At 35.9% G+C, this 20,185-nt stretch carries 20 protein-coding genes and 1 riboswitch; of the genes, 2 read left to right on the top strand and 18 right to left on the bottom strand.

Annotated elements, in window-relative coordinates; all coding sequences use genetic code 11:
* The first annotated feature begins 231 nt into the window (after positions 1-231).
* Positions 232-402, top strand: coding sequence for an aspartyl-phosphate phosphatase Spo0E family protein (locus tag CZ487_RS27635; protein ID WP_084783115.1), 171 nt, complete (start codon positions 232-234; stop codon positions 400-402).
* A 402-nt stretch (positions 403-804) separates the two neighbouring features.
* Here CZ487_RS27635 and CZ487_RS03455 read toward each other — a convergent pair whose 3' ends face one another.
* From CZ487_RS03455 to CZ487_RS03375, 18 genes are all read right to left on the bottom strand, one after another.
* Complete coding sequence (locus tag CZ487_RS03455) at positions 805-1,398, bottom strand: hypothetical protein (protein ID WP_077210836.1); 594 nt, start codon at positions 1,396-1,398, stop codon at positions 805-807.
* 87 nt (positions 1,399-1,485) lie between these two features.
* Positions 1,486-1,905 carry a flagellar basal body-associated FliL family protein gene (locus CZ487_RS03450; RefSeq protein WP_077210835.1) on the bottom strand — a complete coding sequence of 140 codons (420 nt, stop codon included), beginning with the start codon at positions 1,903-1,905 and terminating at the stop codon, positions 1,486-1,488.
* 195 nt (positions 1,906-2,100) lie between these two features.
* Complete coding sequence (locus CZ487_RS03445) at positions 2,101-2,274, bottom strand: aspartyl-phosphate phosphatase Spo0E family protein (RefSeq protein ID WP_077211840.1); 174 nt, start codon at positions 2,272-2,274, stop codon at positions 2,101-2,103.
* A gap of 302 nt (positions 2,275-2,576) precedes the next feature.
* The gene (locus CZ487_RS03440) at positions 2,577-4,292 is read right to left on the bottom strand and encodes a putative bifunctional diguanylate cyclase/phosphodiesterase (protein ID WP_077210834.1); all 1,716 of its coding nucleotides are present in this window, start codon (positions 4,290-4,292) and stop codon (positions 2,577-2,579) included.
* Positions 4,293-4,402: 110 nt separating this feature from the next.
* On the bottom strand, positions 4,403-4,738 hold the full coding sequence (locus CZ487_RS03435) for a V4R domain-containing protein (protein WP_237562794.1): 336 nt from the start codon (positions 4,736-4,738) through the stop codon (positions 4,403-4,405).
* A 271-nt stretch (positions 4,739-5,009) separates the two neighbouring features.
* Entirely contained in the window at positions 5,010-5,366 is a 357-nt protein-coding gene (locus CZ487_RS03430) for a response regulator (RefSeq protein WP_139339519.1), read from the bottom strand.
* A gap of 1 nt (position 5,367) precedes the next feature.
* The gene (locus CZ487_RS03425) at positions 5,368-5,850 is read right to left on the bottom strand and encodes a chemotaxis protein CheW (RefSeq protein WP_077210831.1); all 483 of its coding nucleotides are present in this window, start codon (positions 5,848-5,850) and stop codon (positions 5,368-5,370) included.
* A 14-nt stretch (positions 5,851-5,864) separates the two neighbouring features.
* Entirely contained in the window at positions 5,865-7,865 is a 2,001-nt protein-coding gene (locus CZ487_RS03420; RefSeq protein WP_077210830.1) for a chemotaxis protein CheA, read from the bottom strand.
* A 1-nt stretch (position 7,866) separates the two neighbouring features.
* The gene (locus tag CZ487_RS03415; protein WP_337189728.1) at positions 7,867-8,196 is read right to left on the bottom strand and encodes a chemotaxis protein CheX; all 330 of its coding nucleotides are present in this window, start codon (positions 8,194-8,196) and stop codon (positions 7,867-7,869) included.
* A gap of 162 nt (positions 8,197-8,358) precedes the next feature.
* On the bottom strand, positions 8,359-9,381 hold the full coding sequence (locus tag CZ487_RS27630; RefSeq protein WP_077210829.1) for a methyl-accepting chemotaxis protein: 1,023 nt from the start codon (positions 9,379-9,381) through the stop codon (positions 8,359-8,361).
* Positions 9,382-9,400: 19 nt separating this feature from the next.
* Positions 9,401-9,589, bottom strand: a complete 189-nt coding sequence (gene sda / locus CZ487_RS03405) for a sporulation histidine kinase inhibitor Sda (protein WP_077210828.1) — start codon at positions 9,587-9,589, stop codon at positions 9,401-9,403.
* Positions 9,586-9,741: an FbpB family small basic protein gene (locus CZ487_RS26285; protein ID WP_161949597.1), complete on the bottom strand. Its 156-nt coding sequence runs from the start codon at positions 9,739-9,741 to the stop codon at positions 9,586-9,588. The genes sda and CZ487_RS26285 overlap by 4 nt, the downstream gene beginning before the upstream one ends.
* Before the next feature lie 51 nt (positions 9,742-9,792).
* Positions 9,793-11,760, bottom strand: a complete 1,968-nt coding sequence (locus CZ487_RS28125) for a methyl-accepting chemotaxis protein (RefSeq protein WP_077210827.1) — start codon at positions 11,758-11,760, stop codon at positions 9,793-9,795.
* 31 nt (positions 11,761-11,791) lie between these two features.
* Entirely contained in the window at positions 11,792-12,502 is a 711-nt protein-coding gene (locus tag CZ487_RS03395; RefSeq protein ID WP_077210826.1) for an EAL domain-containing protein, read from the bottom strand.
* 302 nt (positions 12,503-12,804) lie between these two features.
* Complete coding sequence (locus CZ487_RS03390; RefSeq protein ID WP_237562832.1) at positions 12,805-14,406, bottom strand: methyl-accepting chemotaxis protein; 1,602 nt, start codon at positions 14,404-14,406, stop codon at positions 12,805-12,807.
* A 169-nt stretch (positions 14,407-14,575) separates the two neighbouring features.
* Positions 14,576-14,797, bottom strand: a complete 222-nt coding sequence (locus CZ487_RS03385; protein WP_077210825.1) for a hypothetical protein — start codon at positions 14,795-14,797, stop codon at positions 14,576-14,578.
* A 20-nt stretch (positions 14,798-14,817) separates the two neighbouring features.
* Positions 14,818-15,576 carry an EAL domain-containing protein gene (locus CZ487_RS03380; protein WP_139339517.1) on the bottom strand — a complete coding sequence of 253 codons (759 nt, stop codon included), beginning with the start codon at positions 15,574-15,576 and terminating at the stop codon, positions 14,818-14,820.
* Between the two features lie 218 nt (positions 15,577-15,794).
* A riboswitch (cyclic di-GMP riboswitch) is annotated at positions 15,795-15,888 on the bottom strand.
* A 416-nt stretch (positions 15,889-16,304) separates the two neighbouring features.
* Positions 16,305-18,005: a methyl-accepting chemotaxis protein gene (locus CZ487_RS03375; protein WP_077210823.1), complete on the bottom strand. Its 1,701-nt coding sequence runs from the start codon at positions 18,003-18,005 to the stop codon at positions 16,305-16,307.
* Positions 18,006-19,550: 1,545 nt separating this feature from the next.
* Here CZ487_RS03375 and CZ487_RS03365 point away from each other — a divergent pair.
* A partial coding sequence (locus tag CZ487_RS03365) for an MFS transporter (RefSeq protein ID WP_237562792.1) occupies positions 19,551-20,185 on the top strand: 635 nt, incomplete at its 3' end.

Genomic DNA, 20,185 nt, shown 5'->3' with positions numbered 1-20,185 from the left:
CCTCTTGAAACAACCCTTTACATGGGTGTTCAGTATCGGAGTTCACACATAAACATCAATACATTAGTATTGAAATACCTCAATATTTTACGAAAGCAATTGTTTAACATCTGATCAAAAAAAACTCATCAATTATTAAAAAATTGTGAAAAAAGCTAAAAAAACTATCATTTTTACTAAAAGTAATCCATAATTTTCTAATGTACAGTAATCTTTTAGGAGAAACATACTATGTCAAAATATATAATAAATAATGAAATAGACAAAAGAATAAATATTATTAGGAGAAAAATGATTAATTCAGGATTAAAAAACGGGTTCTCTCATCCAGATACTGTTAAATTAAGTCAAGAACTTGATCGAATAATTAATGAACTACAATGTTCAGAAAGATACAATTAAATTTTAAGAGAGCATCTTATTACTATTAGTCTTTTTCATTTTTATGGCATTTGTAGAGAGAGTCTTCTGTCAGAAATGGTAAAAATTCTGGGTGTCTATCCTTTTAGATAAAACAGTATTTTCAGAGCTATTTTATCGCCACTCGTTATTGGGTAATACTTAATCCAAAAGAGGATAAGAAGAAAGCTCTTTCAATGCCGATATGATCGAGAATGGATTCCATTCCTTTATTTGCCCAGCTCGAAAGCCTTTGAACAGATTGTTCAATAATAGCCATATAAAAAGGCTATGTTTTCACAAAATGCTCAAAGGCTTATAGTATTCGATCCCCGCGAACTAAGAGTGGTTGCAAATAAACAGTAAGAAAAAAGCTTACTTTTCTATATTAAAATATGAATATATTTAGAATGCTTCGTGATTGCTAGCAATTTCCTTCATTTTAAGAATTCTATCATATTTTCTTTTAATGCTAAGAGGACTGCGATCTAACTTTTTTCCAACATCCGATAGGGTTCTCCCTGATGAAACTAATTCCATCATGATACGAACTTCATTAACAGTCCAAGTCTTATAATTGGTATTTCGATTATATAATCTTTCTTGTTCCACCCACCCCGGTTCGGGAAGAATAGTATGCCGCTCAATTTTAGAAAAATCCATACGGTCTTTGTTATAATAGGCCCATTCCCAAAAGTCTTCAGCGCTGATAAAGTAAAATGCCTTAATACTTCTTGTCACTTTTTTTGAACATTTTAAGCCGTGATGTTCAATCCATAACTTGACGGACTTAGAATCTACTTTTAGAAGTTTGGCTAATTCATTCATCGTTAGTAGTCCAGTGAAAGACTTTGTATTGGAAAGGCCTAATCGTTTCATTTTAACGAGTACCGAACTTTCGGTTCTGTTTAAACGATTCGCAATCGTAGGGATTTTCATAAACCCCAAATTCTCTTTAAGGAATTCTATTTCCTCTATAGTCCAATTTCTTCTCGTCATAGTTTTTCTCTTTAACCGCAAAAATTCGCGCGTGGTTCTCCTTTCAGCCGTTTTTGTACGCCAAAACATTAATAGAATATAAGCTAATTACTGAGAGATTAATTTTTCGTTCATAAAAACCTCTGCCACTATACCTGTTTGTAGGTGTTCATTCATGTAAACTTTGAGATGGTCTTGCAGGTCTAGGAGTTCTTCTTTTGAGTTGGTCACATCTGAACTCCCTGAAATGGTTTTTATTAAAAAGTTTTTAATCTGAAAGTCTCTACTAGCTATTTCTAATGCTGTCTCTTCGGTATTTGCTACAAGAGTGAAGGATGTTTTAATAAATCCATTTCCATAATTGGCCATTATTTCTTCTGTTCTATAGGTTCGTTTTTCTAAGTTTTTAGAATCAAGAGGGTCGGATGACGCGTGAATTATGTTTTCCTTAATAAGGTAAAAACCAAGACCTCCCCCTCCAACTAAAGCTATCGTAGTCACCATTAAGAACAACATGATTTTTTTCAAGTGGTTCACCTTTTCATAGTTATTTAATATTCGAGTAGAAGTGCCAATTTCTTCTTTCTCATTTCTAGTTCTTGCTTTGATGCGATATTGTTCATCTTTCCAGAAAATTTAAAGTCTGGTAAGTTATATTTATAGATATAACTGGAAACTGAAGTATCCCGGGTGTTTTTAGGGTCTATGTTTTTAGGGTAAAACTTACAATAATTTATCCAAAGAACAATTGGGATTTTTGTCAGAAAGTTGATACAGATTCATTAACCTATCAAGTTTTTTTGATAGCAGTATTGTACTAGGGTGAGTAAAACCTTCAGAAAGACCTGCTTTAATCATTTCTTTTCTGAGCTTTTCTATTCTGATTTCTATTCTCATATTAGTTAACACATTCAACACATCCGTTAAAAATGAGGATTTGTATTTGAGATAAGCCTTTAATGGAATTAAAACCTTTCCTCACCAAAGGAATAATAGCAATAAAAGTTGTTGAGTACAGGAAGTTACTCACCGGGTCATCGGAGGAATTTTAAGAAAGGCTTACTATTTTAGGAATTGGATTAGCAAACTCCTATATGAAATTAATTAGCCTGTGGTTTCCTGTTAATTGAAATCATTTATCCATAAGTTATTGGTTTCAAATGTGCCACAGTCAATATGGATGTATTAGATTCAATGATTTATATAAGTCTTTTCTCTTCTACATAGTTGTTTTCCATCCAATGCATAACATTACTGCTTGGTATTGGTTTACTGAATAAAAACCCCTGTATTTCATCACATTTAGGTTCTCTTAGAATGGATAGTTGTTCTATGGTCTCCACCCCTTCAGCAATGACCTTCATATTAAGGTTATTTGCAAGGGAAATTACAGAATGGGCAATCGCTTCACTTTTTTGATTAGTATTTATGTCTTGAATAAGGGTTCGATCAATCTTTATTGTATCTACTGGAAAACTCTTTAAATAATAAAGGGAAGAATATCCTGTTCCAAAATCATCAATTGAAATACGAACACCTTTCTCTCTTAACTGACGAAGAGTTAACAAGGCTGAGGATGACTCTTCCATAAAAATCGTTTCTGTAATTTCCAACTCTAGTAAATCAGCTGGCATTTTAGTTTCTTCTAGAATTTCAAGGACTGTTTTCAAGAAGTTACTGTCCAAAATTTGTAGTGTAGAAATATTTACTGCCATTCTTGTTGGAGGGCTACCATCTCTTTGCCAAGACATGTTTTGCCTACACGCAGTTCGCATCACCCATTCGCCAATAGGTATAATTAAACCTGTCTCTTCGGCTAAGGGAATAAAATCCATTGGAGAAACAGTACCAAAATCAGGGTGTTCCCACCGTAATAGTGCTTCAAAACCAGAGACTTTATGTGTTTTGGTATCTATAAGGGGTTGGTAATGCAGGGTTAGGGTTTCCTCCTGTAAAGCATTCCGCAAGCTGTTTTCAAAAATCAATTTTTCAAACGCCCCTGCATTCTCTTCTACTTGAGCAAGCTGGTATTGGTTTGACCCCATTTTTTTTGCACGGTACATGGCTGAATCAGCATAGGTAACAAGAGTTTCGATATCATCACCATCATAAGGATAAAAGCTTATTCCAATGCTAACTGAAATATGGGACTCAAAATTATCTAAATAAAATGGTTGGGATATGGCTTTAATTATTTTTTGTGCTACGGTTTCTGCATCGCTCTGAGAACTAATACCAGAAAGAATACAAATAAATTCATCGCCTCCCACTCGGGATACCATATCACTCTTTCGCAAACAGCTTTCAACTCGTGATGCAGCCTGTATTAGAACTTCATCCCCGTATGAATGCCCTAGAGTATCATTTATCTGTTTAAAACGGTCTAGATCAAGGTAGAGTAATGCAATCATTTGTTGATGTTCATGTTCCTTATTTAATAAACTTTGTAAGTGTTGATGAACATATAATCTATTTGGCAATTTTGTTAAGGGATCATGATACGCCAAAAAGGCAATATCCTTCTGAGCTTGTTTATGCTTTTGTATATCAGTAAAAATGAAAACATATCGTGTTACTTCGCCTTGGTCGTTTTTCATGTCGTTAATATCCAACCATTGTAAGTAAATTTCTCCAGCCTTATTCCGGTTGTAAACTTCTCCCTGCCAGTAGCCATCTTCATAAAGCGTTGTCCATATAAACCTATAAAAATCGTCATCATGCATTTCCGATTTTAGGATATCTGGTGTTTTACCGATAATTTCTTTAGGTTCATAACCGGTAACTCCGCAAAATGTAGTATTTACATATAAAATATGACCTATTGTATCTGTAATCATTATTCCTTGTTTTATTTGCTGGATCACCTGGTCAAAAGAGACATTCTCCAATGTAGACTCCAAAATATCACTAATCATTTATCCAACTCCCTCTTTAATGCCAGAACTTAATATCAGCCTTCATTCGACTTTTTTCGGAAACGTCGGATTTCACTCTTTAGAAGTGTTTAGTGTACGAAACCCATTCTTTATCTGGGGATTAAAACCTCATATTCACAATAACCATCCCCATTAACATTGCATTTAATTTCTTTAGAAGAAGCCTTTTTGTCTAGTACTTTTGATACTGCTCCTGCTAAGATAGCACCTTCCAAGTCACAGACCATATGTCCTTTTTTATGTTGCAAACCTTTACAAAAACAATCATCCACTTTGACACGCAGAGCATTTTCTCTTTGTTCTAGCAATGTTGGTATCCCAATTTTTAAATCTTTGAACATTTTTAATGCTTCTTCTATCGATTCAACCGGTAAGCTTTCCCCAATTATTTTTCCCACGGTTACTGTTGTACCTTTGCCTTTCATTGGTAGGCCCTGATACATCCCAATAAGTCGGATTGCTCGATAAAGTTCTAGCGGGACCCAATCCCCTAATTGATCACGGTCTATACTTTTTAATTCTTCAAATGAGAATGGACACATCACTTATCCCTCTTTCTAATGTTTTCTAGTTTATTACACTACGAAACTAGTTTTTTTACATTGATATACATCAAATTTCAAACTTTATTTAACGGTTTTATATTTTTAGTTTCTGCTACTGTAATTCTTTAAATTTCCTCTTTTATACGTTTCTCTATAATATCTTTTCAATCGCTTCTCTGATTTTTTCCGGTGAAAAAGGCTTTACAATAAAGTCTCCCGCACCCTCTTTAATCGCTTCAAGTACCATAGATTGTTGACCCATCGCGGAACACATAATGATCTTTGCGCTATCATTTATCTTTTTAATTTCCTTTAGTGCCTCAATTCCATTCATTTCCGACATCGTGATATCCATGGTAACGAGCTCGGGCCGAAGTTCATGATATTTCTGAATCGAAACCTGTCCATTCTCTGCCTCCCCGATAACCTCATGACCCAATTTTGTTAAAATATCTTTTAATTGCATTCTCATAAATGCAGCATCATCTGTTACTAATATTTTTGCCACATTAATGACCTCCCGAGACTTTTTCTTCATTTACAACATCTAGTACTTCTCTTTGTTCTTCAACATTCAAGACATGCTCTAAATCTAGTAAAACGAGTAGTCCACCTTCTAATTTGGCTACTCCTTTGATATATTCACTTTTTACTCCTCCAATAATGCTAGGAGCCGGTTCTATCATAGATGATTCCAAATCAATAACATCTGTTGCTGTGTCCACCACTAAACCAATCTTATAGGTGTCAATTTCAACAATAAGCACACGAGTGGAATCGTCTTGTACCATACTACCGACCGATAAACGTTCCATTAAATCGATGATCGGTATAATATCCCCCCGAAGATTCATGACCCCTTTTATAAATGATGATGTTTGTGGAACATGGGTAATGGCTTGTAGTCTTTCAATCGAAAGGACTTGCTGCAAATTAACCCCATATTGTTGATCCTTTAGCATAAAGACAATAACCTTACTTAAATCTTCCATCGTAATCCCTCCTTTTATTTGATTAATGTGTTTGGATCTATAATTAAGGAGACACGACCATCCCCTAATATCGTCGCACCAGAAATCGAATCGATTTGACCTAAGTAACTTCCTAACGATTTCAGGACAACTTCTTTCTGGCCAATAAATGAATCAACAATTAAGCCAGCTAATTTATCTCCTTTTCTCACAATCACAATTGCAATGGTTTCTTTTTCAATTAACGGATGATCGTGTAGCTGGTTGTTTAGTTCGAATGCTTTTCGTAAATCAACCAAGGGAATGATTTTGTTCCTAAAATCCATCACAGATTGATTGTGTGCCTGAAAGACACTTTCTTTCGGCAACAATACGGTTTCTTCAATAGAAGAGAGCGGAACGGCATACGTGTCATCCTGCAGGCTGACGAGTAAGGTAGAAAGAATGGATAAGGTTAAAGGTAGTTGGATGGAAAAGGTACTTCCTTCTCCGGGTGAAGAATCTATCAAAATATGACCACCAAGGGATTCAATTTTCGTTCGTACGACATCAAGCCCTACTCCTCGACCGGAAAGATCCGAAACTTGATCAGCTGTACTAAAGCCCGAAGAAAAAATGAGTTCATTTACTTCTGCATCGATTAAACTTTCAGCATGTTCCAAAGAAAATAGCCCACTTTTAACCGCCTTTTCTATTACTTTTTCACGATTAATTCCTGCCCCATCATCCTGTATTTCAATCATTACATGATTGCCACTGTGAAAAGCACGTAACAAGATCGTTCCTTCTTCCGGTTTCCCCTGGGCTTTCCGTTTTTCGGGAGGCTCAATGCCATGGTCAATGGAATTGCGAATCAAGTGAACCAAAGGGTCACCGATTTCATCAATGACGGTGCGGTCCAATTCAGTTTCGGCTCCCACGATCTGCAAATTGATCTTCTTTTCTAAATCCTTGGCTAGTCCTCTCACCATTTTTGGAAACCGATTAAATACTTTTTCAATTGGGACCATTCGAAGACTTAACATCATGTTTTGTAAGTCCTGGGAAACTCGTGTAAGATGTTCGACGGCTTCACTAAGCTCATGGTTCCCTTCCGTTTGGGCAATATCCTCTAGCCTTCCTCGGTCAATGACCATCTCTTCAAATAAATTCATGAGATGATCGATGCGTTCGGTATTGACTCGTATGGTTTTGGTAGGTGAATGATTGATAGAGACCGAATAGGAGTCCTTCTGTTTTTCAGTAATTTTATCTCTTTTTAGATCATTTTTAGGTATCGTTTCTATTTCTTCAATAGCGGTACATCCTACACTCTGGATATCTGTTATATTGATAATCTTTTGTTGAATGGTATTTTCACTATCATTTGTTACAAATACAATGGTAACATCCTGTTCAAACTGACCTTCTTCAAGCTCATCCACTAAAGGAATCGTTTTGATTACCTCACCCAGTCCATCTAACGCTTCAAATACCATAAAAATGCGTGCGCCTTTCAACAAGCAATCATCACTGAGGCGAACAATCAATTGGTAGACTTGATAACCTTGCTCTTTTGCCTGTAACATGACCGCTGTTTGATATTCATCGAATTGGATTGGCGTAAAGAAGTCTCCTTTATCCTTTTTGCTCAATATAAGGGAAGGATTATCATTCGGTTGTTTTCCCATCTGTTTTAACTTGGTAACCAGAAGAGATACATCCTGTTTCCCATCTCCTCCTTCAGAAATCTCACGAACCATTTCCTCTAATACACTCACTGCTTCGAAGCAGACGTCGATCACATTTGTGGAGACAGCTAACTCGTTGTTTCGAATGAGGTCCAGTACGTTTTCCATTTGGTGAGTTAATGAAGCAATATCCTCAAATCCCATCGTTGCTGCCATCCCTTTAAGGGTATGGGCAGAACGGAAAATTTCATTAACAATTTTTAAATCTTGAGGTTGATCTTCCAGTTTTAATAATTGTTCATTGACTGCTTGTAAGTGCTCCCGACTTTCATCAAGAAACATTTCTAAATAATGAGTTGTGTCCATCTTAGGCCCCTTTCAAAGAATCAAGTAGGAGGAATATTCCCATCTCCCCCATCTTCTCGAAAGAAGCAGGAATGTGAAGGGCTCTTCCATATCCCGATATGGTAGTATTTCCGCTTAAAACTGTAGGAGAGGTAATATCAGTTTGAAGTCCCTCTTCAAATATTCTGGATGAAATTCCACCTGCAATCATATTGCCTAATTCCCCGCTAAACGACGACAACATGTCCTTTTCGAGTTTCATCCCAAACATCATTTCTCCGATAGAACCAAACACCTTTGAGTCGCCTGACAAAATAAGTTTTCCTTTCACATCGCCTGTCATCCCAATCAATACACCAAATTAGATTGATAACGATTGGTCCACAGAACGGGGCATATCAAAAGATAGCATGATGGGGACCACATTTTTTACAGAATCACAGGTGGCCACCACTAAATGATTTTCAAATTTGTTTTCAATATAAATAGACAGTCCGATCCCCTCCAGTTAACCCTATTCTTCTATTTCATGTTCAGGCACAGCCGCACGTGCAGTTAGTGAAGGAGGATTTTCTTTTATTTTCCCCTCATAAGAGGCTACTTGTTTGCTCGTTTCTTCTAGTTTTACGTCTACTTTGGTTGCTTCTTCAATGTGCTGTAGGATCAATGCGTTTACTTCGTCAAAAAGGGACTTGGTACTGGTGATTTCACTCATCACTTTCTGAGAGTAATCGGTTTGTTCCTCAATTTTTTCGATTACTTCACCGACTTCTGATTCCACTTGATGGATCACGGTTGAAATAAATTCTATGCTTTCCGATGTATTTTTGCTCAGTTCCACGCCTTCTTTGATTAATCCGGTGCTAATTGTAGTCGATTGCATAGTATCCGTAATATCTTTTTGAATATTTTGGGTAAGGACACTAATATTGTTGGTACTTTCGGCTGTATTTTCCGCCAATTTACGAACTTCCTCAGCTACAACCGCAAATCCTTTTCCGTGTTCTCCTGCTCTAGCAGCCTCAATCGATGCGTTAAGAGCAAGTAGATTGGTTTGGTCAGCGATATCTTTAATGACCTTTACAATCATCTCAATCTCTTTTGATCGGTCATTTAATTGATTCATTCTTTCGTAAGTTTCTCCAAGTTTGTCTCCTAGTTGAGTGATAAGATGTTCGACTTTATTGACTAAATCCTTTCCTTCATCCGATTTAGAGACCATATCCTGGGCAGATTGAATCAAATTTTGACCTTTTTCAGAAAGGTTCTGAGAATTATCTAAAGAGTACAGGCTAATTTGATTAACCTGCTCGAAGTGATTTTTTATTTTTGCAACCATGTCCCCCATGACATAATGCTGGCTGTTTACTAATTCATGTTGGGCAATAGTTTTAGTCAAATCTTCATTGAATCTTTCGAGAAAGACCTCAAAAAACGATTCTTTTTCTTGGCAACCAGAGTAAATTTTATCAAACTTATCTTGTAATTCTCTTTTCTCATTTTCTATCAACTTAAGCCTTTTTTTGGTTGTAAACATGCGCTTTGCTCCCCTATCACTATGTTCGGTTTTCCGCACTATTTGCGGTATTTCCTACCTCTATTAAAAATATAGAAACGGTCATTAGGTTTCGATTTAAAATTTCATCCTCTAACTGAATAATAAATTCATGTTCTAATTCTAGTTCAACGGCACGGTGGAAGGTTTCTAATAACAGTTTGTCATCTAAGAAAGTGTAAGGGTTCACTTTTCCATCACCACCAGTTTAGAGTCTTCCTTCAAATGCCTATCTTCAATTTTTTCTTCGATCCGTTCCATTAGATTAGAGTCCTTTTGTAAATCCTTAATATTTTTCTGGATCAGTGCTTTCAAATTGGTCTTATATGAATACCTGCTCATCATATGATCTCCTTTGTATATCCCCATTTTCTGTTGAGGATTCCATTCTTATTAATATTTAAACTTAGCAATTAACTCTTTTAAATCCTCGGCCATAGTAGACAAGGAATTAGCTGAAGCAGAAATTTCCTCCATCGAGGCTAACTGTTCCTCTGTAGAAGCTGCGACTTCTTCTGAAGTGGAGGCATTATTTTTAGCAATTACAGCAAGTTCGTTAGCTGTCGTTGAAACTTCTTGAACAGCTGAAGCGATCTGTTGGGCAGTAGCTGATATATCTTCCATTTGAGGAGTGATTTCTTTGGTGCTAATAAGAATTTGTGAGAATTTCTCAATAGCTTCATTTGACACCTGAACCCCAACCTGGACATCATCTGATACTTTACCCATGATCTGAACAGAACCCTCTGTATCTTTTTGTATTCTCTGAACGATTTCATCAATTTCTTTTGCTGATTTTTGAGATTGCTCAGCTAGCTTTCTGACCTCATCGGCTACAACAGCAAAGCCTTTTCCATGTTCTCCAGCTCTCGCGGCCTCAATGGCAGCATTCAAAGATAAAAGGTTCGTTTGCTCGGCGATTCCTGTGATTACATCTAAAATGGAACTAACTTCCTTAGACCGTTCATATAAAGATTGAATCATTGTATTTGACTCTGATACCGATTCTTGAATGGAATTCATTTGGTTAACCGTTTTGGTTACAGCTTGTCCGCCTATTTCTGCTTGCGAAGTAGTATGTTGGGATAGCTCGGCCACTCTCATGGAATTTTCAGCAATGAGGGTCACCCCTTGTGAAATTTCATCTAAGGATTGAGCATTCTGATCTACACCGCTAGTTTGTTTTTCTGCACTGCTTGCGACTTCTTGTATGGAAGCTGACACTTGTTCGGTCGCACTTGTCGTCATTTCTGCGCTTGCTGTTAATTCTTCTGCAGATGCAGCTACTTGGTCCGCATTAAAATCGACTTGTTTTACTAAATCTTTTAGCTTCTCCTGCATCTCATTAAAGGCCTTTCCCAGTTGTCCGATTTCATCATTTGAGTAAATCTGAACCCCTTCTGTTAAATCACCTCGGCTAATCGTTAATGCTTTCTCCTTTAGTTCCTGAAGCGGTTTCATCACTGATTTTAGGATGAATAAAACGAGGACTGTTCCTAAAATAAAAGCTATGCCAATAACAATTAACGTGCTTTGAAAAATAGGGTTTGCTGCCTGACTGATTTCAGAAGAATAAATACTTCCTGCGATTTTCCAACCTGTAAGCTCATTAGTAGTAAAGCTCATCAATTTGTTTTCGCCTTCAAATAAGTAATCAAATTGTCCTTTTTCGCTCCCATACATGTTATTGAAAAACTCATCAGTTGCTTGACTACCTAATTCTCTAGTAGGGTGTGCGATAAAGTTTTTATTTTTATCTAAAAGAAGGGCGTATCCCTCATCCCCTACTTTTACTTGGTTCGTTAGTTGTTGAATATGACTTAAAAAGATATTCACCGCCATAACCCCAGTTCCATCTTCTGTCATCTTAGAAATTGTTATTACCATATGGTCTGTTCCTGCAGATATATAGGGATCTGAAATAATTACCTCCCCTTTTTGTTCCATGGCATCAATATACCAATCTCTTTTTCTTGGATCATAATCATCCGCCATGGTGACTTTAGGCTCTTGAACAAACAGACCCGTTTCTGTGCCTACATAAATACTCTGCGCTTCTGGGTGTATTTGGGCATACTGTTTTAGTTGCTGTCTTATCACTGGACTCTCTTCCCCATCATAAAATTCTGAATTGATGATGGTAGACAAATACTCAATATCATGAATTTTTGGCTTGACTGTATTATCAATGATTGAACTTAGGAGATTGATATTTTCATCAATGCCCGCTATTATTTCGTGCTCTACGGCATTTTCTGCTGTAATGTAGGCTTCTGTTCCAATCGAAACGGATGGAACAATGAGAATGAGAGAGAAAGCCAAAATTAATTTCGTTTTGATATTTCTAAAGAAGTTTTTCACGTTAGATGTCTCCTTATCATGTGTCTGCTTTTTAAAATTCTAAACGTTTGGGCTTCGATATGTAGTAACCTTGCAATAGAGGAACGCCCAATTGTTTAGCTGTTAATAAATCCTGTTCTGTTTCAATGCCTTCAAGAACTAATCTCATTTTTTCATCTGTAAATTCTAGAAATAAGGAGATTAATTGTTGTTTCTCCAATGATGTTGATAAATCTTTTGATTTAGTATGATCTAGTTTTACAAAGTCTGGGGTAAGTGTGTACATCCTTTCGAAGGATAAACGAGCAATAGGCATATCATCAAAGGCAATTCGAAAACCATATGATTTTAATTCTAGTATCCTTCTTGAAAAATCCTCTCTTGTCCATATATGTACCTCATTTACATCTTCATTCACTTCAAAAACGATGCGTTCTCTAATATGTGGGAATTTTTTTAGCAAACTACCAATAAAGTTCTTAAAATCATCATGGACAATAGTAGATGGGAAAATATTGATAAAAAGGTAATGGCTATGATAGTAGGAAAAGGGATATTCAGTGATCGCATTTTGAATGCAAATGGTATCTAATTCATATAACACTTCTTGGTGACGGGCATATTCAATCATAGCCAACGGATTTATTTTAGGACTGGATCTCATTAAGGCTTCATAAGCGAAGATTTGATCATTGCTGGAATTCATTAGAGGCTGATATTCGCTATATAAATTTTTCCATGTATACTGCTTGAGTAGATTCATGTTCAACACCCCTCTTTCTTCTTGTTATTAGCATAAAATCTAATTCTATATACCTATTAAAAAAACACACCTTAAGTAGTATAACGAATTGCAAATTAAATAATTATGATATTAATCACAATTCCGATTTTTATTTAGATATTATGAATTTAAAAATAATTATAGTTCTCCTATTTGATTACATAGCTTAAAACACATACTTTTTTTAGTTCATGCAAAAGGCTACTCTATTTGGAATAGAATAGCCATATTTAAAATGAACATGACAATCTCTTAATCTTGTTCCTCGATAAGTTGTACTATTATAAGGTGAACTTGCGAACTAATCCGTTAAGGTTTTCAGCTAATTTAGACAGATCCTCCGAACTACGAGCAACTTCTTCCATAGCACTACTTGTTTGTTGTGTTGAAGCAGATGTTTGTTCAATTCCGGCAGCACTTTCTTCAGAAATAAAAGCAATCTCCTGGATTGCTGCCCCCATTTCTTGGCTGTTAGATGACATCGAAGTCAAATGGTTGGTAATGTTTTGAATGTTAGAGGCCATTTCATTAATGGCATTTGAAATCGATGTAAAGGTCTCTCCTGTCGTCTTAATTTGTTGAGTACCTTTCTCAACTTCTTGATAACCGCCCTCTAGAGACTCTGCCACCACTGTTGCTTCTTTTTGAATGGAAGAAACAATCGTGGTAATGTCAGATACCGATTCTCCCACTTGCTCGGCAAGTTTTCGAACCTCATCCGCTACAACGGCAAATCCCCTTCCATGCTCGCCTGCGCGCGCTGCTTCAATCGCTGCGTTTAGAGCTAACAGATTGGTTTGATCAGCGATTTTCTTGATGACAGATACTAACTTTGAAATTTCTTGTGATTGACTATCTAATCCTTTAACCTTTTGTACAGATTCTTGGACGATTTGGTCAATCATAGACATTTGTGTAACAGAGTCTTCCATTAAATGAGTACCATCAGAGGTCAATGCAAATACTTTAGAAGAAGATTCGAAAACTTGGTTTCCATTTTGATTCGCTTCCTCCATGACTGACAGAAACTCTTCCATTTTTACGGATAAATCGGATGTGTGGTTGGCTTGGGATTCAGATCCTGATGCGAGTTCCTGCATGGTAATGGCAACTTGATCAGTACCAGCCTTCACTTCGTTAGCAGATTGAGTCAATTCTTCACTTTGGCTCGTTACGGTCTCTGATACTTCTGAGACCTGTCCGATTATGGTTCTAAGATTATTCCCCATTGTATTTATAGATTCAGCTAATTGACCAATTTCATCTTTTCCCTGATAGTTGATTGGTTCATACACCAAGTTCCCAGCAGCGATGTTGTTACTAACCTCTACTACATTTTTAAGATTACGAGAAACTACACGACTGATGATAGACACCAGTACTCCCCCAACAATAATCGAAACAACCATAGATACAATTAATACGGAAAATGCTAATTGTTGAGCATTTTTTGCATTTGAAGAAATAGCAAGTGAACGATCCTCATTTACAATCAGACGCAATTCGTCTAGCAGTTTTACGGTCTCCGATTGCAACTGGCTTGCTTGGAAGGATAATTGTTTTACGATATCCATTTCCCCACGGTTGACAGCCGGAACAATATTTTCTAAAAACAACGCATTCATATTTTTATCATTTTTAACAATTTGATTAAAGATGTCCAGTTTCTCTGGCGTATCCATTCGGTCTTTTAAATCAGCCTCAAGAACATTGAATTTTTCTTGCCGTTCCTCAAATTCATTGATTAACGTTTGATCTGGTGTAATCTGATAATGGTATATGCGTATGGCTTTTGCACGAGTAAGGGAACCCATTTCTGTTACTCTTATGGCTCGATCTCCTCTTCTGTCCATAGCATCTATTTCATCGCCTATATCATCCATCAAGGTAGTGACTAGTACCGCTGAAGCCCCGAACAGGATAAAAACAAGTAGTAAGCTAATGCCATATTTTTACCTATACTTAAATTTCTAAATGATAACCTATTGAATTTCTTATTTTGTCTAGCCATTGCTTTATTTCACTCCAATAATGTTCTAAATTTGTTAACTGTTATTCCTGTATGAATACTTCTTGGGCTATTTTCTTTTCTTCTAGATTTAATACATGTACCAAATCTAGTAAAACGAGTAATCGGTCCTCTAGTTTAGCAACACCAGCTAAAAATTCTTTATTCACTCCAACGATAATATCAGGTGTAGGTTCGATGCATCTCGTCGCTAATCGCAAAAACAGAATAATTGTGAGAAATAGAAAAATTTGATAAATAAGCATTGTATTTCTAAAAGAGTGTCTTATCTTTGACCTCTTCCATATACCATTCCTGCATTGCTCAAAGCCTCTAAACGTTTTGGTTTTGATATGTAGTATCCTTGAAGTAATGGGACACCTAATTGCTTAGCTTTTAAAAAGTCCTCTTTTGTTTCAATGCCCTCTAGAACGAGTTTCGTTTTTTCATTGGTAAACTCTAAAAATAGCGTGATTAATTGTTGTTTCTCCAATGATTTTGATAGATCTTTTGATTTGGTTTGGTCTAATTTCACAAAATCCGGCTCGAACCTACTCATTTTTTCAAATGAATTGCTGACAACAGGCATATCGTCAAAAGCAATTTGAAAGCCATATGATTTTAAGTCTAGGATTCCTTTAAAAAAATCCTCTGTTGTCCAAATATGCTCTTCAGTCGTATCTTCGTTTACCTCAAACACTATACGACCTCTACTATAAGGGTATTTCCCTATTAAATTATGAATAAATTTCTTGAAGTCATTATGAACAATTGTAGATGGGAAGATATTTATAAAAAGAAAATGATTCCTAAAGAAGGAATAGGGATATTCAGCTACTGCATTTTCGATGCAAATCGTATCTAATTTATATAAAGCTTTATGATGTCGAGCGTATTCAATCATTCTCAACGGGTTTATTTTGGGACTAGATCTCATAAGGGATTCGTAAGCAAAGATTGGGTTATGATTGGAATCAACAATAGGCTGGTACTCACTATATAAGTCCTTCATTTTAATAAACTTAAGCGCATTAATGGTCAACACCTTCTTTTCTCAGACAAGCATGCTTCTAATCTAATACTATCTACCTACACAGATAGTAAAGCGAGCTAGAATGTAATTAACTTTGAACCTGTTAAAAATTTAATTATATTAAACCTATATTATTACTGTGTTTTTGACATTAAATAGCTATTTACACAATGCAAAAAAGCTATTCCATTAGAGTAGAATAGCCAGATTTTATGCACAATTGTGTAAAATTTGGTAACCAGGCGATCATAGTTGCTTAAAGGTAAAACCTTAGACCCTAGGCTTTGCGTCCTACCCTTTCGGAGTAGTTTGCCTTTTTCTAACATTATCTAGTCCTTTTGTCTTATCAACATATGGATATCATAAAACAGATTCTTACAAATTTCAACAAAATTTTTGATTTTCGACTTTTTGTTGCTGAACTAAGCTCATGGTTTAAATAGTAAAAGGGCATCCATTTGGATACCCTTAGAAGCTCATGCAACCCTAGCCAACTGCAAAAACCCTTTTCCATACTCTCCTAAAAAACACTTATTATAACAGCTACTGTATCTGTAATTACTAAAATCAAAATCAAAATTAACAATAAAGAAAACGTTGACTTCTTATTAACATCAATTGGTGGCCCGACTAGCCACATGGCAATCTTCTCTCCGCTACGATCTTTATAGGTTCTAAGAGCAAACAACTGGGCATACTATGAACAAAAACAAAAAAAGAGCATCTGCTCTAGCAGATACTCAAACCTTAAACTTACTAACGATATGCTGTAGCTCTTCCGCAAGATTTGATAGTGCGTTTGCAGAAGCTGAAATTTCCTCCATAGATGCAAGTTGTTCTTCTGCAGAAGACGCGACCGTTTGTGAGTGCATTGATGTTTCATTAGAAACATGTGAAATATCCGTTACTGTACTGGAGACTTCTTGGACACTTGCAGTTACTTCTTCCGTTGTTGCTGCAATGTTATTAATCTGGTCTGCTAACTTCTCCATAAAAATAAGGATCTCGTTGAAATTGTCTTCTGTTTGTTGAATGATAGCTAAGCCATCTTGAACATCATATGTGACTTGTTCCATTGAGTTATTAGATCGAATCATATCATGTTGAATTTCAGAAATTAAATTTGAAATTTGGGAAGAAGACGATCGTGATTGTTCAGCTAATTTTCTCACTTCGTCCGCAACAACAGCAAATCCCTTCCCGTGCTCACCTGCTCTTGCTGCTTCAATCGCTGCATTCAACGCTAATAAATTCGTTTGCTCTGCTATAGCGGAAATAACACCAGAGATATCACCAATTTCTTGCGAACGTCTTTCTAGGGATTTAAGTACTTCTCCACTTTCAGATACGGACTGGCTGATAGAGTTAATTTGTTTCACGGTTTTATCAACAAATTCTCCGCCTTCTTGTGCTTTTTGAGTAGCTTGCGAACTCACTTCTGAAATGAAAGCTGCATTTTCAGCTAGTGTTTGCACCTGTGTAGCTACTTCATCTAATGAACTCGCGCTCTCTTCGACACTAGCAGTTGAATGTTCAGCTCCATTTGCTACTTGCTGAATAGATTCGGTAATTGATTCTGTTGCTCTACTCGTTTGCTCAGCATTAGCAGTTAATTCCTCGGAAGAAGAAGCCACTTGTTCTGAGGCTAGTATGACCTTATTCATCATGTCTTTCAGATTCATAGCCATAAGGTTATAGCTCTTGGTTAATTCTCCTAATTCATCACGAGAATGATCCTTTACTTTAGCTGTAAAATCACCCTTACCTGCTAATTCAAGAGCATTTGTAACGGCATGAAGTCTCTTCTTTATAGTTAATGTAAATAGGATAACTACTAAAGTTGACAGGGAAATGACTACAGCGAGAACGATTAAGAATGTTACTAAAAAGCTTTTTAAAATTTTTTCAATTATGCTTTGCGGGGCTCCTACATAAAACATTCCAATAGGATTATTGTTTTGATCTAATAAAGGCATGTAAGCAGTTTGATAGACGTTACCGGCTACATGAGCCTCTCCGAAATAGGTTTCTCCATTTTTTATAACCGACTCCACAACTTCATTTGAAGCCTGTGTTCCAATAGCACGTTCATTATTTACTATAACATTGGTAGATACTCGAGTATCTTCTAAGAAAATGGTTACTGTATCTCCAGTGTCTTCTCCAATCTCGTCAACGATAACATAATTTTCATTAATGGGAATTGAACCTTTATACAGTTCATCCCCTTTTCTTTCCCATTCACCTGGATATTTACTATCCAAATATCGATAAGATAGGTTGAGATCTCCTTTTGCCTTTTCTATTGCAAATTCCTCTATCCCCTTTGTAATTTGATAGTGAACAATCGCACCTACAATAGCTGACAAGATAAGAATAATAGTTATTACTAATAAATTAATTTTTGTACCTAATTTTAAATCTAAAAAAACCTTCAACATTAACACTCCATATAAAATAGTTTTGGATCAAGCAAAAATTTTTTGGATATTTAAAATATTTTTAAGTAACTTCTAAGATTGAGATATTACCGGACTAGTAGAGAAATGCATTAAATAATATGTACGCCTCAATTTGGTTCATACTTCATAATAGCTCCAAACCCCAAACCAAAATGTATAATCTTATGGTTTTATACATATGTAATGTTACTTTTTAACTAGAGACATAAATTATACCTCTATGAATAAGGTCATAGCAAGAGAAAAATAATTTTATTAGAGAGGGTAAAGATATTGGCATAGTGGACTATCTAAATACTAGATTGAGATAAAAAAGTGTTTGAAGAATGTAAAAATACACAAAAATAAAGCTGACCTATTATAGATGTTAAGAGGACAGCTTTATTAATTAAGGCAATATGGATTTTTCAAAGTTTGTGCTTCGCATGAATCCTTTCTTTGAAAGAGTCATAAGATTGTCGAAACAGAGGACGGATGAATTCTGTTCGTAATCAAGAGTGATGACTTCCCCGTCCAAGATACAATTAAGAAATGGTGAGAAGTTCTGTATATTAGAAAATACATTATTAGAACGCCTGTGAAGATGGTTATTTTACCACAGTCATAAGCATATATAGTCCAAATATAAATATCGGAAAAAATAAGGTAGCCCCTAAGATTAATCTATATTCCAGAACTTCGATTTAGTGATTCAAGATTCCACCCTATAGTTTCATCCATAAAGAATAGTTTGATATAGATAAATTAATAATCGGCTGGTAACTAAAGTGATATCGGTTCACAAATTTAATAAATGTTTTAACATCTGTTATGGAATTCTGAAAAGAAACAACTCGAAAGTTTAGGCTTTTATGGAAACGAATGTAATTAATTAGGATTTCTCCTGTAATGTTTTCAAGAAAATTAACATCCGTATGATTCAAGATATACTTATAAATTCTATTTAGTGATGCTTTCTTTTGTTCGTTTATCCATAAATTAGAATGCTTAAATTGACGAGTAAGTGCTTTACTTCTTTTCAGGTATTGCCCTTGCGGCAAAGTTTCTGTAAGCATGTAATTCACCACTTCCATTTTAAAATATGTTATAAATAGCAGTTCTTTAGAACCGTAATATTTTAACACCCAAATTGTGATTCACTAAATTGATTTATAAATAAAAAAAATTTATAGGCAGACAACTAGACCCCTAATTTTCTATCAAAATATATTAGCAGTAACACCCTATCACAATTATTCCCCATAATCATCCCATGAAAATTAAGAAAAAAATATTACTTGACAGGGCAAATGCAAAAAAGGCCATCATTTCAGTATACCATAGAATATGACACCAAAGTGAAAATACGTATTTATTGTCGGTAGCTAAAATTATTTTGTTGTACAGCCTCAGTCGCTGCTGGAACTGTGAAACATTTTATAGAAACTTTGATATTTTTTCATAAAGCATGTATTTACGGTTGTGTGATGGTCACGGGCACCAAGTTCTTCAAAACTGGTATTAATATGTCTAAAGAGCATTCCAGTGCACGGAATATACAGGCTCTACACATCCACATATTTTCGTTTCGTTCCAAATTTCTCAACTCAGACCCCCAAAGAAATCGCAGGAACGAGGCTGGGCACCTTACAGACCGGTAGTATCACCGGACAGTTATTCGGCCCTCTGCTTGGGGGAGTTCTGGCTGATACGGTTGGATATGCAACAACCTTTAGATGGACGTCAATTGCAATCATTATCTCAGCTTTATTAGTCATTGCAACGAAAGAATATCGAATGCAGGATAAAAAAGGGGCCAAAACGAATTATTCCAGCAAGGAAGTTATTAGGCATATAACACAGCATCCTGTTTTATTAAATGTTCTGCTTATTTCAACCCTTATTCAAATTGCGCATTTTAGTATTCAACCGATTCTATCCCTATATGTCAGTGAACTCCACGGACAAGAAAATTTGGCACTATTTTCTGGCATTGCCTTTTCTGCCGCTGGACTTGGCAACTTAATGATGGCAAGGCAATGGGGAAAAGTAGGCGATCGCTTTGGTTATATTAAAATACTAATTACCCTCCTATTTTTAGCGGCCATCTTTTATTTACCTGGGGCCTTTGTTACGAATTTCTGGCAGCTCGTATTCATCCGCTTTGCGCTTGGTATAGC

It is taken from the genome of Robertmurraya dakarensis (assembly GCF_900156875.1).
GTDB classification, from domain to species: Bacteria; Bacillota; Bacilli; order Bacillales; family Cytobacillaceae; genus Robertmurraya; species Robertmurraya dakarensis.
Note: the sequence above shows the minus strand (reverse complement) of the source record. Positions and strands in the feature narration are given on the sequence as shown.

Excerpts from the sequence above, each read along its gene's own strand:
- CZ487_RS03395 (WP_077210826.1), bottom strand. The coding sequence starts at position 12,502 with ATGAATCTACTCAAGCAGTATACATGGAAAAATTTATATAGCGAATAT.
- CZ487_RS03390 (WP_237562832.1), bottom strand. The coding sequence starts at position 14,406 with ATGGATGATATAGGCGATGAAATAGATGCTATGGACAGAAGAGGAGAT.
- CZ487_RS26285 (WP_161949597.1), bottom strand. The coding sequence starts at position 9,741 with ATGAGCAGGTATTCATATAAGACCAATTTGAAAGCACTGATCCAGAAA.
- CZ487_RS27630 (WP_077210829.1), bottom strand. The coding sequence starts at position 9,381 with ATGTTTACAACCAAAAAAAGGCTTAAGTTGATAGAAAATGAGAAAAGA.
- CZ487_RS27635 (WP_084783115.1), top strand. The coding sequence starts at position 232 with ATGTCAAAATATATAATAAATAATGAAATAGACAAAAGAATAAATATT.
- CZ487_RS03375 (WP_077210823.1), bottom strand. The coding sequence starts at position 18,005 with ATGTTGAAGGTTTTTTTAGATTTAAAATTAGGTACAAAAATTAATTTA.
- CZ487_RS03420 (WP_077210830.1), bottom strand. The coding sequence starts at position 7,865 with ATGGACACAACTCATTATTTAGAAATGTTTCTTGATGAAAGTCGGGAG.
- CZ487_RS03445 (WP_077211840.1), bottom strand. The coding sequence starts at position 2,274 with ATGAGAATAGAAATCAGAATAGAAAAGCTCAGAAAAGAAATGATTAAA.
- CZ487_RS03425 (WP_077210831.1), bottom strand. The coding sequence starts at position 5,850 with ATGGAAGATTTAAGTAAGGTTATTGTCTTTATGCTAAAGGATCAACAA.
- CZ487_RS03455 (WP_077210836.1), bottom strand. The coding sequence starts at position 1,398 with ATGACGAGAAGAAATTGGACTATAGAGGAAATAGAATTCCTTAAAGAG.
- CZ487_RS03440 (WP_077210834.1), bottom strand. The coding sequence starts at position 4,292 with ATGATTAGTGATATTTTGGAGTCTACATTGGAGAATGTCTCTTTTGAC.
- CZ487_RS03435 (WP_237562794.1), bottom strand. The coding sequence starts at position 4,738 with ATGAAAGGCAAAGGTACAACAGTAACCGTGGGAAAAATAATTGGGGAA.
- CZ487_RS03385 (WP_077210825.1), bottom strand. The coding sequence starts at position 14,797 with ATGCTTATTTATCAAATTTTTCTATTTCTCACAATTATTCTGTTTTTG.